The 15970-nt window shown below is 58.8% G+C and carries 11 protein-coding genes; 6 read left to right on the forward strand and 5 right to left on the reverse strand.

The window, feature by feature from the left end:
* Positions 1–249: 249 nt before the first annotated feature.
* The gene (locus tag HMPREF2928_RS07315; RefSeq protein WP_049359854.1) at positions 250–3741 is read right to left on the reverse strand and encodes a bifunctional proline dehydrogenase/L-glutamate gamma-semialdehyde dehydrogenase; all 3492 of its coding nucleotides are present in this window, start codon (positions 3739–3741) and stop codon (positions 250–252) included.
* A 512-nt stretch (positions 3742–4253) separates the two neighbouring features.
* On the opposite strand from HMPREF2928_RS07315, the gene HMPREF2928_RS07320 reads away from it, so the two are divergent.
* On the forward strand, positions 4254–5180 hold the full coding sequence (locus HMPREF2928_RS07320; protein ID WP_005506591.1) for a LysR family transcriptional regulator: 927 nt from the start codon (positions 4254–4256) through the stop codon (positions 5178–5180).
* Positions 5181–5360: 180 nt separating this feature from the next.
* Here HMPREF2928_RS07320 and HMPREF2928_RS07325 read toward each other — a convergent pair whose 3' ends face one another.
* From HMPREF2928_RS07325 to HMPREF2928_RS07335, 3 genes are all read right to left on the reverse strand, one after another.
* Positions 5361–6164, reverse strand: coding sequence for a transcriptional initiation protein Tat (locus HMPREF2928_RS07325; protein WP_070629533.1), 804 nt, complete (start codon positions 6162–6164; stop codon positions 5361–5363).
* 11 nt (positions 6165–6175) lie between these two features.
* Positions 6176–7552 (reverse strand): 6-pyruvoyl tetrahydrobiopterin synthase, encoded by a 1377-nt coding sequence (locus HMPREF2928_RS07330; RefSeq protein WP_070629534.1) that lies wholly within the window; start codon positions 7550–7552, stop codon positions 6176–6178.
* Between the two features lie 253 nt (positions 7553–7805).
* Positions 7806–8753: a sugar-binding transcriptional regulator gene (locus tag HMPREF2928_RS07335; RefSeq protein ID WP_070629535.1), complete on the reverse strand. Its 948-nt coding sequence runs from the start codon at positions 8751–8753 to the stop codon at positions 7806–7808.
* Positions 8754–8875: 122 nt separating this feature from the next.
* On the opposite strand from HMPREF2928_RS07335, the gene HMPREF2928_RS07340 reads away from it, so the two are divergent.
* From HMPREF2928_RS07340 to HMPREF2928_RS07355, 4 genes are all read left to right on the forward strand, one after another.
* Complete coding sequence (locus tag HMPREF2928_RS07340) at positions 8876–10621, forward strand: glycerol-3-phosphate dehydrogenase/oxidase (protein WP_070688023.1); 1746 nt, start codon at positions 8876–8878, stop codon at positions 10619–10621.
* 344 nt (positions 10622–10965) lie between these two features.
* Positions 10966–11763, forward strand: a complete 798-nt coding sequence (locus HMPREF2928_RS07345; RefSeq protein WP_005507711.1) for an MIP/aquaporin family protein — start codon at positions 10966–10968, stop codon at positions 11761–11763.
* A 42-nt stretch (positions 11764–11805) separates the two neighbouring features.
* A complete protein-coding gene (gene glpK, locus HMPREF2928_RS07350) occupies positions 11806–13362 on the forward strand; it encodes a glycerol kinase GlpK (protein WP_049345276.1) in 1557 nt (518 codons plus the stop codon).
* A gap of 659 nt (positions 13363–14021) precedes the next feature.
* Entirely contained in the window at positions 14022–14336 is a 315-nt protein-coding gene (locus HMPREF2928_RS07355; protein WP_246823128.1) for an N-acyl-D-glutamate deacylase, read from the forward strand.
* Positions 14337–14404: 68 nt separating this feature from the next.
* Here HMPREF2928_RS07355 and HMPREF2928_RS07360 read toward each other — a convergent pair whose 3' ends face one another.
* The gene (locus tag HMPREF2928_RS07360; RefSeq protein ID WP_070688027.1) at positions 14405–15019 is read right to left on the reverse strand and encodes a hypothetical protein; all 615 of its coding nucleotides are present in this window, start codon (positions 15017–15019) and stop codon (positions 14405–14407) included.
* Between the two features lie 338 nt (positions 15020–15357).
* Between HMPREF2928_RS07360 and HMPREF2928_RS07365 the strand changes: the two genes are divergently transcribed.
* Positions 15358–15969: a methylated-DNA--[protein]-cysteine S-methyltransferase gene (locus HMPREF2928_RS07365; protein WP_070688029.1), complete on the forward strand. Its 612-nt coding sequence runs from the start codon at positions 15358–15360 to the stop codon at positions 15967–15969.
* Position 15970: the final 1 nt, after the last annotated feature.

Genomic DNA, 15970 nt, shown 5'->3' on the forward strand with positions numbered 1-15970 from the left:
TCCTACACCAATTATCACATAAGAAGTAACGCGGGGCACGTCCAAACACCCCCGTACCACTTCTATGACACTATATTTTCCTTATCCTATCTAACCGCTCAACAAGCGCCCCTTCCCAAGGCCCTAGAAGCACCCCTATTACTCACCTCCAGCAGGGAGCCATCAGACACACCAAAAGGCTCAGGGCCCCACACCATGATGGTGCAGGGCCCTGAGCCTTAGGCTAGAGAGCTAAACTCTCACAGCGCCTTAGCGGGAAGAAATGACGCGCTCGGAGAAGCGGTTCGGGTTACCGAAACGGTGTGCGGTAATCGAAACAGCCTGCTCGCGGAGGAAGGGCAGCATCTCGATACGGCCAGCCTCGGTGACGGGTGCGAAGTACACTGCAACGTCCGGGCGACCACCCAGTGCGGTGTAGAGGGACTTCTCATCGTTACCGATGTAGCGGATACGGGTGCCTTCCAGCGGGGTACCAGCCAGTGCGCGAACCGGGGTCTTAGCGTTCGAAGCCAGGTACTCGCGGAACTGAGCGTCCGACTTGACTTCGTACTTGATGCCCTTGTTCTCGAGGACGCCACGGACGTCGACCGGCAGGTCCTTACCGACGGACAGAGCAACCGGTGCGTTAGCTGCCAGACCGGCGAGCACAACGCGCAGGGTCTCTGCTGCGGATGCGGACTCGTCTGCACGAACCAGAACCTGGGTGGGTACGTAGCGCAGGATGTTGCGCTCCACGCCCAGCTTCGAGGGATCGTGGCCGAAGCCGAACTCGGTGTCCCAAGCGTGTGCGTCAGAGGAGACACCGCGCTTGATGAATGCGAAGTCCTCGCGCTTGCCCAGCTCGGAGTTCTCGATGGTAGCCAGGGTCTCGCGGACGGTCACGGACTGGGTGACAGCGGTTGCGGTTGCCTGTGCGGGCTCCCAATCGGACAGAGCGATCAGGTAGCTGGGGCCACCAGCCTTGGTACCGGAGCCAACGGTGGACTTCTTCCAACCGCCGAAGGGCTGACGCTGAACGATTGCACCGGTAATTGCACGGTTGACGTACAGGTTACCTGCCTGGACCTTGGAGAGCCACAGCTCGAGCTCGTCAGCATCCAGCGAGTGCAGACCTGCGGTCAGGCCGTAATCGGGTGCGTTCTGCAGCTCGATTGCCTCTTCCAGGGTGTCAGCGGTCATGATGCCCAGGATGGGGCCGAAGTATTCGGTCATGTGGTACTCGGAACCGGGCTTGACGCCTTCGCGAACACCGGGGCTCCACAGGCGACCGGTCTCGTCCAGTTCCTTGGGCTGGATGAGCCAGCGCTCGCCCGGGCCGAGGGTGGTCAGACCGCGCAGCAGCTTCTCTTCCGGCTTCTGAACAACGGGGCCCATCTCGGACTCGATGTCCTGCGGGTGTGCCACGTGCAGGGAGCTGACAGAGTCAATCAGCTGACGACGGAAACGCTCGGACTGTGCAACGGAGCCAACCAGGATGACGGTCGAACCAGCGGAGCACTTCTGACCTGCGTGACCGAATGCCGAGTAGACGACGTCCTTGACGGCGAGGTCGATGTCAGCGTTCGGGGTGACGATGATGGAGTTCTTACCCGAGGTCTCACCGAACAGGGGCAGGTCATCACGCCAGGAGCGGAAGAGCTCAGCGGTCTCGTAACCACCGGTCAGGATCAGGCGGTCAACCTCGGGGTGCGAGATGAGCAGCTTACCTGCAGCGCGGTCAACAACCTTGACGAGCTTCAGAACTTCCTTGGGAACGCCTGCATCCCACATGATCTCTGCGATCAGGGCACCGGTGCGAGCGGTAATGGTTGCGGGCTTGAAGATGACAGCAGAACCTGCAGCCAGACCAGCCAGAACACCACCGGCGGGAATAGCGGTCGGGAAGTTCCACGGGGGAACAACCAGGGTCAGGTCAACAGACTTGGGCTTTGCGCCGTCGATCTTCTCGAGGTCCTCAGCCAGCATTGCGTAGTAGTATGCGAAGTCGATTGCCTCGGAGACCTCGGTGTCGCCCTGCTCCAGGGTCTTGCCAGCCTCAGCTGCCATAACCTCCAGCAGGTCACCGCGGCGCAGTGCGATAGCCTTACCGACCTTGCGCAGAATCTCTGCACGCTCGTGGCCGGAGAGCTTGCCCCATGCCTTACCAGCTTCCTCAGTTTCCTTGATCAGCTTCTCAGCGTCAGCTTCGCTGGTCAGCTCGTTAGCCTTGAGGGTTTCGATGCCCAGCTTGGTGGTCTTGGAACGCTCGAGGATTGCGCGGCCCCACTCGCGGTTACCGGAGAGTGCAGGGTCGGTGTCGGGGGTGTTCTCGAAGCGGCCTGCCGGTACGAAGACGTTGTCCTCGTTCTCGGTCAGACGGTTCTGGGTGCGCTTGGATGCGGGAACCTCGTCGGTGACGGAGTTCAGCGCACGCATGAAGCGGTCCTCTTCGCGCTTGAAGATGGACTCGTCGGTTGCCAGGTCGAAGATACCGGACATGAAGTTCTCGGAGGAAGCGTTCTCCTCGAGACGACGGATCAGGTATGCGATAGCAACGTCGAATTCCTTGGGGTTCACGACGGGCACGTACAGCAGCAGGTGGCCAACGCGACGGCGGATGATCTCTGCCTGCTGCTCAGCCATACCAATCAGCATCTCGAACTCGACGCGGTCCTTCACGCCGCGGTCCTCGGACAGCAGCAGTGCGAAAGCAACGTCGAAGAGGTTGTGACCTGCAATACCGAGGCGAACGTTCTTCACGTGCTCGGGGCGCAGTGCGTAGTCCAGAACGCGCTTGTAGTTGGTGTCAGCAGCCTGCTTGGTGTCCCAGGTGGTCAGCGGCCAGCCGTGCATAACAGCTTCCACGATTTCCATGGAGAGGTTTGCACCCTTAACCAGGCGAACCTTGATGCCTGCGCCGCCAGCAGCAACGCGCTTTGCGGACCACTCCTGCAGGTGCTGCATTGCAGCCAGGGTGTCGGGCAGGTATGCCTGGAGCACGATACCGGCTTCCAGGTCCTTCAGGTGGGGCTGGTCCAGAATCTTGGTGAACACCTCAATGGTGAGGTCCAGGTCCTTGTATTCCTCCATGTCCAGGTTGATGAACTTCTTGGGGGAGGTGGATGCAGCCAGCTCGTACAGGGGGGTCAGGCGACGAACTGCGGTCTCAACGACCTCGTCGAATGCCCAGTGCTGGTGGGGGCCGGAAACAGCGGACACCTTGATGGAGACGTAGTCAACGTCGTCACGTGCCAGCAGGCGCTTGGTCTCAGCCAGGCGGTGCTCTGCTTCCTTGTCACCCAGAACTGCCTCACCGAGCAGGTTGACGTTCAGGCGGTTACCGGTCTTGGTCAGCTCTGCAATTGCGTCGCCCAGCTTCTCCTCGGAAGCGTCGACGATCAGGTGACCAACCATCTCGCGCAGCACGCGGCGTGCAACGGGAACGGTGGGCCATGCGACCTTGCCAGCCAGCTTGCCACCGAAGCCAACAGCGGACTTCATGTACCAGGGCAGGAAGGAAGGTGCCAGGCCGGAAATGCGGGAGAGGTTGCGGCCGGAGACGTTGTCGTCTTCGGGGCGAATAACGCCATCAACAAAGCCGACGGTGAAGGGAAGACCATTGGGGTCCTTCAGAACACCGGCGAGCTGCTCAGCTGCGAAGGTGGGCTTGATCGACTGGGACTCATTTACCCACTGGCGAACAAGCTGACGAGCTTCCAGAGCCATCTTCTGGTAGTGCTCAGATGCGAAAGGATGGGTCATCCTTGACTCCTAACTATCTTACTGTGTGCGGTACACACCACGTTTGGCGATGTCTCTATTTCACCACAAAAGGGTAATAAATACCTCATTAGAAAAACTGAATGTTTTTTCCAAAATTCATTTAGATTTTCTTAATGATTGTGCGGTGAGGTTTTCACCCCGCGCCCCCTCCGAACCTCCTGTTCGAAGAGACAAGGTGAAGTTTGTAGCGACATCGCTATCCATCTCTCTCAGGCTAGCACTTTCAGAGCGCAAATATCGAACCCACTTCGTAACAGACGAACACTTCAAAACCAGTCCCAAAAGCATCTTCAACCCCAAGAATCGTCACATTCAGCGCGAAAATACTCGCTACACAAGCCAACATGCCGGCACCCCATTTCAGGCGTCTCAAAAAGAGCCGGCCGGAAGCCTGCGCGGTACCATATACAAGAGTCCACGATGAGAGACGCACCATGGAATACGGTGGCAGCCACAGCCAGCGCAATGCCGAGTGCACCAGGGAGGAAAATATGTCCATCTACGACATCCGACGTATGCAAATGCTCCTCGAAATCCAAGAACGCGGCACCGTCATCGCCGCAGCCGAAGCACTCAGCCTCACCCCCTCCGCCGTCTCCCAGCAGATTGCCACCCTCGAAAAAGAAACCGGCACCCCGCTTTTGCAGCGCATCGGCAGGCGCGTACAGCTCACCAGCGCCGGACTCATCATCGTCGACAGCGCCCGCAGCATCCTGCGCGAACTCGACCGCATGCAAACCTCCGTCGCCAACCTCACCGGCGAACCCGCAGGCATGGTCCGCCTCGCCATCTTCCAGTCCGCGGCCTTCGCACTGCTACCGGAAACCCTCAGCTACCTTGCCGAACACGCACCCTCACTCACCCTGCAAGTACTGCAAATCGACCCCGAAACCGGAACCTCCCTGACCCGAAGCCGCGAATACGACATGGTGCTCTCCGAAGCCTACCCGCACCACCACATCCCCGAATACCCCGAACTGCATTCCGAGCTACTCACCGAAGACCCGCTCAGCCTCATCGTGCCCAGCACCTCCACCATCACCTCGATTGAGGAAGCGCACGCACTGCCCTGGGTCCTCGAAATGGAGCAGAACACCTCCCGCAGCTGGGCGCTCAACCAGTGCCGCACCGCAGGATTCGAGCCGGTCATCCGCTACAGCGCCAATGACATGATTACGAACTCCAACCTCGTCAAAGCAGGATTCGCCGTCACCATCGTGCCCGGCTTCATCCTCTCCTCCCTCTCCACCACCGAGGGGCTACGCATCGTGGAGCTGCCCGGCAAGCCCTGCCGCAAAATCTTTACCGCCGTACGCCGAGAGTCCGCCGCCAACCCCGCCATCGCCATGGTGCGCGAAGCACTGCACCACGCGGTGCAGGTGGCATTCGGCGAACACGACAGGACCGAAACCGCATAGGAAAAATCAGCTACCGCTCACGCCGGCAGACTAGACAATGCAAAGGTCGGGGCCGTTCCCAGGAACGACCCCGACCTTTCAACATACCTTTTTGAACAGGCGCCTATATATAAGGTATAAAAACACACAACGGAGCCACTCCCCCGCCGTGCCCATCCTTCACAGGAGCCAGCCCAACTGCTAGTTCAGCGAAGCAACCACAGCCGAGCTCTGCACCTCGTAGAACGAAGAGGACAAACCAGCCGCCGCCATATCCAGCACAGCGCTCACATGAACCTGCTTCAACGCAGAACCGGCAACACCCGAAGCCACCTGATAATTCAGCTGAACATCCAGGCGATGACCGCGAGGAATAGCAGTGCGCAACTCCAGAACGTTCTCGCTACCGGCACCAGCCTGACCGGTCTGCTCGCTACGGCGCACCGCATCAAGATTCAGAGCATCCACAGGAGCCACCAGGGCCGAAGCACCCAGGTTACCCGAAGGCAGCACCGCCTGACCCGAGGAAACACGAAGAGTCACCGCTGGCTTCAACAACAAACCAGTCTTCGGGTCCTGCGCGCGAGCACGCACCATCAGGCGAGTACCCACCGGCAGCGTCGAATTGCCCTCATTAATAATGCTCAGGCGAGTCGGCAGATTCCGGAAAGCAACAGTACGCGCCGGCTGACTCTGCAAAGGCACAGCCTGCACACCGTTAGCAGCCTTCAACTCCAGGCGGATGCACGACTCGTTATAGCGTATCGGCACCTGCGCCAGAGCGGAACTCGCCGCGCCACCGTGCTGTCCACCGCCGTGCTGACCGCGCTGCCCGCCACGCTGTCCGCCAGGACGCTGGGTCACCGGGGTCACGCGAGCGCGCTTACCGCCCGAACGAGTTGCCGCCTCCGCAGCGCTCACGCCGCCAGCCACCAGGGCAGCCGAAGCGCCCGCAACCTTCAACGCGGTACGGCGAGAAGCGTTCATCAGATTATTCTTAGTCATTTTCTACTCCCCTAAGCCTTCGCGATACGGTACACGCCGCTAATCGTGCCCTGCCACCAAGTGCCGTAACGGTCAATCGTGCCCACCATCTGCAGGGTGTCGCCACCGCCAAGCAGCAGGCTCACATGCTGAGGCAGGCGCTGCTCGTGCATCGTCTTACCGGTTTCCATGTCCAGCGCGACAGCCCACGCGTAGGCACCATTCGCTAAACCAGCCGGGCCGCGGCGACGCTCACAGGTGTAAATTAGACCGTCAGCGGTGGAATAGCGAGGAACAGCCGAAGAGTATACGTCCTTACGATCCCAAATCTTACGCAGACCGCGATTGGTAATATCCCAACGCTCCATACCGGGAGCAAAAAGCGCGTTCGCAGGAACCGACGGGCCGGCACCCTCCGGGTACTTCGGGTAGGGGTAGCCGTAGGTGCTTGCACCGACCATCGTGTTACCCACACCAATCATAGAATTCTCAGTGCCAGAGGTACCGGCAGTAAACAGGCCGGCGCTACCGACCTTCGCACCGTTATCAGTGCGGTACACAATGACCGACTCCTGAATATCAGAGTTATCGGTCAGCATCACGTAATCCGAACCGTTCGGGCCAAAGAACGTCGGGGAGGCACCGGAACCCCACGCGAGCTTACCCGGCTTGCGGGCGCTACCGCGGTCGTACGCATGCCACCATTTGAGGGTGGGCGCACCGGTTGCAGTAGCGTTCAGCATATAAATAGCGTGAGAAGTCACCACGCTCACGCCCTGCGGGCACGCCGAAATCGAGTTATCAATACGCTCACCCGCAATCGACGCCTTATTCAGGCGCATCGAGCGAATCGTGCCGCGGGCAGAATCAATCACCGCAATGTAGCCGTTCTTCGTCGCAACCCAAATGCGGCCGGACCAGTCGGGTACCAGACCGACCACAGCGTCATTGGCACTCTGCGCGAGCATGCGGCTCAGGTCAATACGCTCATCAACTCGGATGCTGCGACCGTCAGCAGAGTGGGAGAGGCGTAGCAGGCACTGAGAGCCATCCACCAAAACCATGCGGTCCTGCGCGTCAAGGTAGGCATACACACCACCGAGCAGTGCGCCCTTCGGGATGTCCAAGTGGGAGAGCTCGCGGCCGGTATGCGGGTCAAGGATAGAGAGCTTCGGGGTAATGAACTCGCCGTGGGCGAAGACCTGGGTGCAGAGCACCTGAATGAAGCCGTCGCGTCCGGCAAGGATCGTCGGGCAGGCGCCGCCGAGCTTCGTGCCGGTAATCTTCCAGTCGCCAGCGCCGGGGCCAGCAAGAGGAGTAGCGTCAGAGGACTGGGCATCACCGTGCATGGTGGTAATGCCGGGTGCGCCCAGGTGCGGATTCACCTGGGCGTTATAGGTGGGGGTCATGGTTGGTTCTTTCTAACGGTGAGTGGCGCACACCTTCAATGGAGTGCACAAATATGCACTTTCACATGCGCAAACGTTTCACATTGTAGGGTCAGAAAGCAGTTTTTGACGACACTAAAGGGCACCTTGAAACATTGTTCATGCGGCGCTTGAGAGCTTCACCAGGAAAGCTCTCAAGCACTACCTTTTCAGATTCAATGTGCCCCTTTCCCCCATCGCCACAGGCCCTCATACCCGCGGCGATTATTTTTAGCTATTTCTCCATGAGCGCCTTTGCCAGCGCGTCATCAAGAACCAAGTCAGTAATCGCACCCGTACGCAAGGCACCACGCAGGGCACGCACACGATGGGTACCGGACGCAACGCAAATACGGCGCGGAATACGAGCCAGCTCCTTCGGAGTCGGACCGGACGCACGCTTATTCAACTCAAGATCAGCCCACGAGCCGTCCTCACGCAGAAGAATCGTGCACATATCCCCTACAACGCCCAGCTCACGCAGCTGACGTTGCTCCTGCGCCTCAAAATAGCCACCCGAATACACGTGAGAAGGAATAGGGCCACCAAAAGCACCCACACCAAAAATAGCGAGGTCAACATTATGCTGAGCATGCAAATTCTTCTGAACGCTACGCTCACGCCACATGGCGGTCTTCGTATCCGCATAGTCAAAGAACGCGGGAACAGGGAAGTGAATCGCCTGCGCATCATAAGCATTCACCAGCTGCCCCAGCAGAGAGCCCAGGTACGGAATACCCGAATGGTGCGCATTACCGGCGCCGTTCATCTGCACGACAGTCACGCCCTTCAGCGGGCGGCGCGGCAGATGACGAGAAATCTCAGTCATGGTCGAACCCCACGCCACACCCAGGCTCGTTCCATTATCAATCAGGGAGTCAAGTAGAGCCGCCGCAGTACGGGATACCTGACTCATACGGGCAATGGGGGTAGCATCCGGGCGCACGTTCACGAGAGTAACGCGCACCTTATAGCGCTCACCGATGCGGCGCTCAAGCTCGCTGCGGGCGCGGAAGGAATCATCTAGACGGATCTGTACCATGCCGCTCTCACGAGCACTTTTAAGCAGACGTGACACAGTGGCTCGAGAAACCCCCAGACGAGCCGCGATAGCGTCCATCGTCATGTTGTGGATGTAGTACAGCTGCGCTGCCTCATATGTGTGGTTAGTGCGTTCGTTCATTGAGTACAGACCTCCGATGAAAATCCGTTCATGTGGCTTGGTTATTATTTCACCATTGGGTTTTACTATTTGCAAGATGAAACCCCACGCCGCTCACGCGGCACGACAAGAAAGAGCAATACATGAGCTCCCAGCACATTGCACAGCAGTCCCAGCTGACCGCTGAGTCCCGCGCCAAGGCCCTCAAGAGCATGGTCAACGAAGAACTCGACATCCTGGTTGTGGGCGGCGGCATTACCGGTGCAGGTATTGCCCTCGACGCAGCAACCCGCGGTCTGCGCACCGGCATCGTCGAAGCAGGTGACTGGGCAGCAGGCACCAGTGCATGGTCCTCCAAGCTCGTTCACGGTGGCCTGCGCTACCTCTACAACCTCGACTTCAAGCTCGTGACCGAAGCTCTCACCGAGCGCGGCCTGTTGCTGAACAAGATTGCACCCCACCTCGTGCACGCACAGCCCTTCCTGTGGCCTCTGAAGATGCCCGTCATCGAGCGCGCATACTCCGCAATCGGCATCGGCATGTACGACACCCTGGCATTCCTCGGATCCCGCGGCAACAAGGGCGTCCCCTCCCAGCGTCACTTCACCAAGGCCGGCACCAAGACCGTCTTCCCCGACATCAAGGACTCCGCATTCAGCGGCGCAATCCAGTTCTACGACGCACGCGTTGACGACGCACGCCTCGTCATCGACGTCGTCCGCACCGCTGCAAGCTACGGCGCACTGGCTGCATCCCGCACCCAGGTTGTCGGCTTCACCAAGGACGCATCCGGCCGCGTCATCGGTGCAGAGCTGGCAGACCTGGAGACCGGCGAGCGCCTGAACGTGCGCGCAAAGCACGTCATCAACGCAACCGGCGTGTGGACCGAAGAGTCCGAATCCCTGGCTAACCCCGAGGGTGGCCTGGAGGTTCTGGCATCCAAGGGTATTCACATCGTGGTTCCCCGCGACCGCATCAACGCAACCAGCGGTATCTTCACCAAGACCGAGAAGTCCGTTCTCTTCATCATCCCCTGGCAGCGTTACTGGATCATTGGCACCACCGACACCCCCTACGCCGAGGACCGCGAGCGCCCCGTCGCAACCAGCAAGGACATCGACTACGTCCTGATGCAGGCCAACAAGCTGATCGCTAACCCGCTGACCCGCGAGGACATCATCGGCACCTACACCGGTCTGCGCCCGCTGCTGCAGCCCAAGGTCAAGGACGGCGCAGCATCCACCAAGGTTTCCCGTGAGCACACCGTGACCGAGGTTGCACCCGGTATGAGCGCCATCGCAGGCGGCAAGCTCACCACTTACCGTGTCATGGCTGCCGACGCTGTCGACTTCGCACTGGGCGAGCAGGCTAAGCAGAACCCCTCCGTGACCGCAACCATCGGCCTGGTCGGTGCAGACGGCTACCACGCAATCGCTGCTAACCGTGCACGCTACGCAGAGCGTTACGGCTGGGATGAGGACCGTATCACCCACTTGCTCGAGCGTTACGGCGCGCAGATTGAGGACCTCGGCGCTCTCATCGACGCTGACCCCTCCCTCGGTGCTCCCCTGGCTAAGGCACCCCAGTTCCTGCGTGCAGACGTCGTCTTCGCTGTCCGCTACGAGGGTGCATTACACCTGGAGGATGTACTGGTCCGCCGCGTACGCCTCGACCTCGAGCAGCGCGACCGCGGCTTGGCAGCAGCAGACGAGATCCTCGATATCCTGCGTGCCGAGCTCGGCTGGGACGATAAGAAGGTCAAGGAGGAACTCGACCTCTACGCCGCACGCGTACAGGCTATCCGCGAGGCAGAGTCCACCTCCACCGACGCTGAGGCATCGGCAAAGATTGAGGCTGTCACCCCCGTGGCACCCCGTGTGAAGCTCTAATCCGTAGAGATTCCACGCACCTTTCGTGACCGGTTATCCGGTACGAACCGACCGTTCACCCCTCACCGAGCATGGGTTATCTCATATTTTCGGTGAGGGGTGGACGAGAGGTTAAATAACCGTTTACGATAATCCCCTGCATAAGAAGCAGCGAGCTAAATACAGGGTTAACCCACTGGTACGATCTGCTTCTCATCCAAAAACATCTATCAATTTTTCGTAGCAATCCGCTACACATTTCAGCACAGCGTTGTGCCCCGATCCGCCCGTGCGGTGAGGACGCACGGGAACACGCAAGCAAAGGTTCGCTTGCCTTCCAGACGCTTCGTCTTCAAGGAGCATCAATGTCTCTTCTTGCTTCCGCAGGAACTGTACTTGCAGCCGGCTCATCCGCACTCGTGGATGCATCCGGTGCCCCCACCACTCTTGGTTTTGTACTTTCCGAGTTCTTCGGCACCTTCATCCTGATTCTGCTCGGTGCCGGCGTATGCGCCGCAGTGACCCTGAAGAAGTCCTATGCTAAGGACGCAGGCTGGGTTGTTATCACCTTCGGTTGGGGTCTGGCAGTGTTCACCGCCGTATACCTCTCCTTCCACTCCGGTGCACATCTGAGCCCCGCTGTGACCGTTGGCCTGGCAACTGCAGGCCGCGACCTGGCAACCGGCGTTCCCGCAACCCCGCTGAACATCACCCTGTACATCGTCGCTCAGATGCTCGGCGCAATGGCTGGTGCAACCGCAGCCTACCTGACTTACAAGAAGCACTTCGATGAGGACCCGGGCGACCGCCTCGGCATCTTCGCAACCGGCCCCGCTATCAAGTCCTACGGCTGGAACTTGCTCACCGAGATTATCGGCACCTTCGTCCTGATTGGTTGGATCATCGCATCCGGTAAGACCCCCGCCCAGATTGGCCCCTTGGCTGTTGCATTGGTCGTTGTTTCTATCGGTATGAGTCTTGGTGGCGCAACCGGTTACGCTATCAACCCCGCACGTGACCTCGGCCCCCGTATCGCCTACACCTTCCTGCCTATCCCCGGTAAGACCGGTTCCAACTGGTCTTACGCATGGGTTCCGGTTGTTGGCCCAATCATCGGCGCTATCCTCGCAGGCCTGATCGTTCCGGCAGTTCTGCCCCTCTAAACCTCTCTAATACCCCCGTTCTTTTGTTCTAAGGAAAAATCAATGACGACTTCTCTGCACTCCGCAACCCTCAACGTCGAACGCAAGTACATCCTCTCCATCGACCAGGGCACCACCAGCTCCCGCGCGATCCTGTTCAACAAGGCGGGCGAGAACGTGGCTCAGGGCCAGCTCGAGCACGAGCAGATCTTCCCCAAGGCCGGCTGGGTCGAGCACAACGCAACCGAGATTTGGCAGAACGTCCGTAAGGTCGTAGCAATGGCTATGGCAAACGGCGAAGTCAACCACCACGAAATCGCTGCAGTCGGCATCACCAACCAGCGTGAAACCACCGTCGTGTGGGACAAGAACACCGGTGAGCCCGTCTACAACGCAATCGTCTGGCAGGACACCCGCACCCAGGAAATCGTTGAAGAGCTCGCAGGCGAAGAGGGCGTTGGCAAGTACCACGACATCGTCGGCCTGAACCTCTCTACCTACTTCTCCGGCCCCAAGATCAAGTGGATCCTGGACAACGTTGAAGGCGCACGCGAGCGCGCAGAACGCGGCGACCTGCTCTTCGGCAACACCGACACCTGGCTGGTCTGGAACCTGACCGGTGGTGTTGACGGCGGTGTTCACGTCACCGACGTAACCAACGCATCCCGTACCCTGCTGATGAACATCCGCACCCTCGAATGGGATCCGCAGATCGCTGCAGACATGGGCATCCCCATGAGCATGCTGCCCGAAATCAAGTCCTCCTCCGAGGTGTACGGCTTCGGCCGCGCAACCGGTCTGCTCGCAGGCACCCCCATCGCGGGCATCCTGGGCGACCAGCAGGCCGCAACCTTCGGTCAGGCTTGCTTCGAGAAGGGCATGGCGAAGAACACCTACGGTACCGGTAACTTCATGCTCATGAACACCGGCAACGAGCCCGTCTTCTCCAACAACGGTCTGCTGACCACCGTCGCATACAAGATTGGCGACGCAGCACCCGTCTACGCTCTGGAAGGCTCGGTCGCAATGAGCGGCTCCCTGATCCAGTGGCTGCGCGACAACCTGCGCATGATTGAGCACGCTGCAGAGTCTGAGGAACTGGCTACCTCCGTCAAGGACTCCGGTGGCTGCTACGTTGTTCCCGCGTTCTCCGGCCTGTTCGCACCTCACTGGCGTTCCGACGCTCGCGGCGTCATCGTTGGTCTGACCCGCTACGTGAACCGTGCACACATCGTGCGTGCGGCGCTGGAAGCAACCGCATTCCAGACCCGCGAGGTTCTGGACGCAATGAACGCTGACTCCGGTGTTGAGCTCTCCGAGTTGCGCGTGGACGGCGGCATGACCGCTAACGAGTTCCTCATGCAGTTCCAGGCTGACATCCTCGGCGTTCCCGTAATCCGCCCGAAGGTTGTTGAGACCACCGCTCTGGGCGCAGCATACGCTGCAGGTATCGCTGTTGGTTTCTGGAGCGGCGAGCAGGACGTTGTGGACAACTGGGCTGAGGACAAGCGCTGGCTGCCCTCCATGGAGCCCGCAGAGGTTGACCGCCAGTACCGCCTGTGGAAGAAGGCTGTCTCCCGCACCCTCGAGTGGGTTGACGAGGACGTTCCGACCGCCTAATCACAGCACCCGTTGCCTAACGGCACGGCCCGCGTACTAGCGACGCCCCGGCTGCTTCTCCCCCGCTATGGGGTTGAAGCAGCCGGGGCTTTTCGCTGTTTTATGACGCTCAATTCAGCGTTTATTGCGGCGTAATTTCTACAAAAATTAGTGCTGGGGTACGGTGGGTGATTGTAAATACAGTATCTTCCGCCGGTTGCTTTCTGCGGTATTGTTCGTGAGGTGTCAGTACCGTCCAGGATTCCGTTGACATATTCTGGGTTTCCTCGCGCAACCAGCGGTTCGCGCTGATACTTATTTACGCTCCTCTCACCGTCCGCCGTGGTGCTTCACGTACCGCGGAGGGCGGTGAGCTTTTATCGTTTCCTACACAGTTCGTAGAGTGAATGAGAGGGTATGGAGTACCCATCTTTTGTGTAAGAATTACGCATTCTATACCTCATATTGAGATACCCGTTCACCTGTTATGTGGGGTTGCTCTAATGGTGTTTGTAAACCTTTGATGTCTACTTCAAGCGCCGTATCATAGATATATAGGCTTATGATTCTATTCTGACCACCGAAGATGGCGGTTAGTTAAGCATCTGACACCTTCGGGTGCACGCGAGAACGGAGAGAAGCTCCGTTGGAAGGAGGGAGCGGGTTTTCCCGCACCGATTATGGTTGATGTCCGTCGCCGTAAGCTTGCAATTATTGCTATGAATATTTCGGTTCTTGCAGCTGCTCTCTCCTGGCTGTTGGTGCTCTTCTCTGTTATGTATTCTGCCGCCGCTGTGCCGTGGGCTCTGGGCATTGCTATCGTGCTGACGGTGATTGGCGCCTACGCGCTGTACCGCTACTACTCCAAGTACTCGCACGTGCTCCCGAACGAGGACCCGGATGCGCACGATGTGCTCGGCCACGACCTGCACTCGACTCACCTGCCGCATCTGCACCACACGGAGGGCAACGCTGATGGAGTAGCCGCTAAGTAGCGAGCTCTTCATCCCCTAGATAGCAAAATGTGCCGCCTCACCAATACCGGTGAGGCGGCACATTTACTTTAAGATTGCGGTTCAGAGTCCGATACTGCAACCATGTCTGAACGGTTTGAGTCAGTACTTTGACGTGTTTCAGCTTCGGCTCTGGCTAGTTCTATCTTTTTGTTCTTTTCGACGATCAGAGCGTTATATTTCCAGCCGGGGATTCGTTCAAAAAGCCACCCAACCCAGAGAAGCGCAGCGGTAATGAGAGCGACAGGAATCAGGTAAATAAGAGCTCTCGGGTCGCGGGTGTGGTCTGAGCCAAGCACGGTGAGTTCCCATAACAGAAGGACTGGTGCCGCCATGGAAGGCATCACCATAAAAAGGATGAGGGCATAGTAAATGCCCATCTTGCTACCGGGCTTGCCTCTATTCATACGAGCTTGGGTAACGGCTCTCTCCAGGCGTTTGTATTCCTGCAAGGTTTCGCCGTCTAGAGGCGAAGCGTTAGGGATCTTGGCCATGATGTACCGTACAGCTTCTAAATCTGAGGGCGAGCAAATAAAGATATGTCCCTGGGACGTAACGGTATATTCTTTCGCAATGTCGAGGCACGCCTGCGCGTAACGGTTATTGAGTTCTCGGCTCTCCGGGTTTTCCTTGAGTTGCCGGCGGATGTCTTTCAGGTCTTCCATGTTTCTCCTTGCAATTTCAGTCGTCGTTGAACCCATCGTTGAGGCACGAGAAACACAGGCCATCCCCCTACCCGCTGCGGGGTGGAGAAGCCGGAGTATTGAATTGCGGTGTATCGGTGTGTACTTCACAGAATGCCAGCTCTTGGGGTTCAGGCAAAATTGACGGGGGCGTCCTAAGATGTTTCAACGGCGGTGCATACATCTCATATATAGCGGTTAGTTATAGACAAAACCCGCTACGGGTACGGTACGGAGGCGCCCCTCCCCTATGATGGTTGAAAGGGGTATTTACCCTTGCACCATCTGCAGTACACACCCACGAGCCTACGAGGAAGAGCATGACCAAAGCGACCGATTCGCCGCAGCCGCCGGAAGCGCTCGCGCGCTGGTACACGCGCTACGCAAGCCCCGTGGGCACTCTCTACATCGCCGCCCGCGCGGATGCGGTTGTCGGCATCTGGTACGAGGATCAGGCGCACTTCCCGCTCCCCCATGAGCTTGGTGGACTGATTGAGAATCCTGACGCCTACCTGCGGGATCACAGCGCTACTGAAGGTGAAGAGCCAGCCGGTGAGTACGCTGCAGCGCGGCTGCTGTCGCGTGCTGCGGCAGAGCTCTCCGAGTATTTTGAGCGCAAGCGCACTTCTTTTACGTTGCCGCTAGATCCTGAGGGCACCGATTTTCAGCTGATTGTGTGGGAGCATCTGAAGACTGTTCCTGCCGGGTACACCACCACTTACGGTGAGATTTCGCGTGCGGTTGGCCCCGGTGCTCCGGCGCAGGCGGTGGGTCAGGCGGTCGGCCGCAATAAGGTTTCTATTATGATTCCGTGTCACCGCGTTATTGGTGCTGATGGTAGTTTGACTGGCTACGCTGGCGGTGTTGAACGTAAGCAGTTCCTCCTCGATCTGGAGGAGCCGGAAGAGGTGCGGGAGGCGCGGCTCTTCTAGC

Origin of the sequence: Rothia sp. HMSC072B04 (assembly GCF_001813725.1) — a bacterium.
GTDB classification, from domain to species: Bacteria; Actinomycetota; Actinomycetes; order Actinomycetales; family Micrococcaceae; genus Rothia; species Rothia mucilaginosa.

Bases quoted from the DNA above. Each gene is read 5' to 3' on its own strand.
- HMPREF2928_RS07335 (WP_070629535.1), bottom strand. From the start codon at position 8,753: ATGAACGAACGCACTAACCACACATATGAGGCAGCGCAGCTGTACTAC.
- HMPREF2928_RS07325 (WP_070629533.1), bottom strand. From the start codon at position 6,164: ATGACTAAGAATAATCTGATGAACGCTTCTCGCCGTACCGCGTTGAAG.
- glpK (WP_049345276.1), top strand. From the start codon at position 11,806: ATGACGACTTCTCTGCACTCCGCAACCCTCAACGTCGAACGCAAGTAC.
- HMPREF2928_RS07355 (WP_246823128.1), top strand. From the start codon at position 14,022: ATGGTTGATGTCCGTCGCCGTAAGCTTGCAATTATTGCTATGAATATT.
- HMPREF2928_RS07315 (WP_049359854.1), bottom strand. From the start codon at position 3,741: ATGACCCATCCTTTCGCATCTGAGCACTACCAGAAGATGGCTCTGGAA.
- HMPREF2928_RS07330 (WP_070629534.1), bottom strand. From the start codon at position 7,552: ATGACCCCCACCTATAACGCCCAGGTGAATCCGCACCTGGGCGCACCC.
- HMPREF2928_RS07320 (WP_005506591.1), top strand. From the start codon at position 4,254: ATGTCCATCTACGACATCCGACGTATGCAAATGCTCCTCGAAATCCAA.
- HMPREF2928_RS07360 (WP_070688027.1), bottom strand. From the start codon at position 15,019: ATGGAAGACCTGAAAGACATCCGCCGGCAACTCAAGGAAAACCCGGAG.
- HMPREF2928_RS07340 (WP_070688023.1), top strand. From the start codon at position 8,876: ATGAGCTCCCAGCACATTGCACAGCAGTCCCAGCTGACCGCTGAGTCC.
- HMPREF2928_RS07345 (WP_005507711.1), top strand. From the start codon at position 10,966: ATGTCTCTTCTTGCTTCCGCAGGAACTGTACTTGCAGCCGGCTCATCC.
- HMPREF2928_RS07365 (WP_070688029.1), top strand. From the start codon at position 15,358: ATGACCAAAGCGACCGATTCGCCGCAGCCGCCGGAAGCGCTCGCGCGC.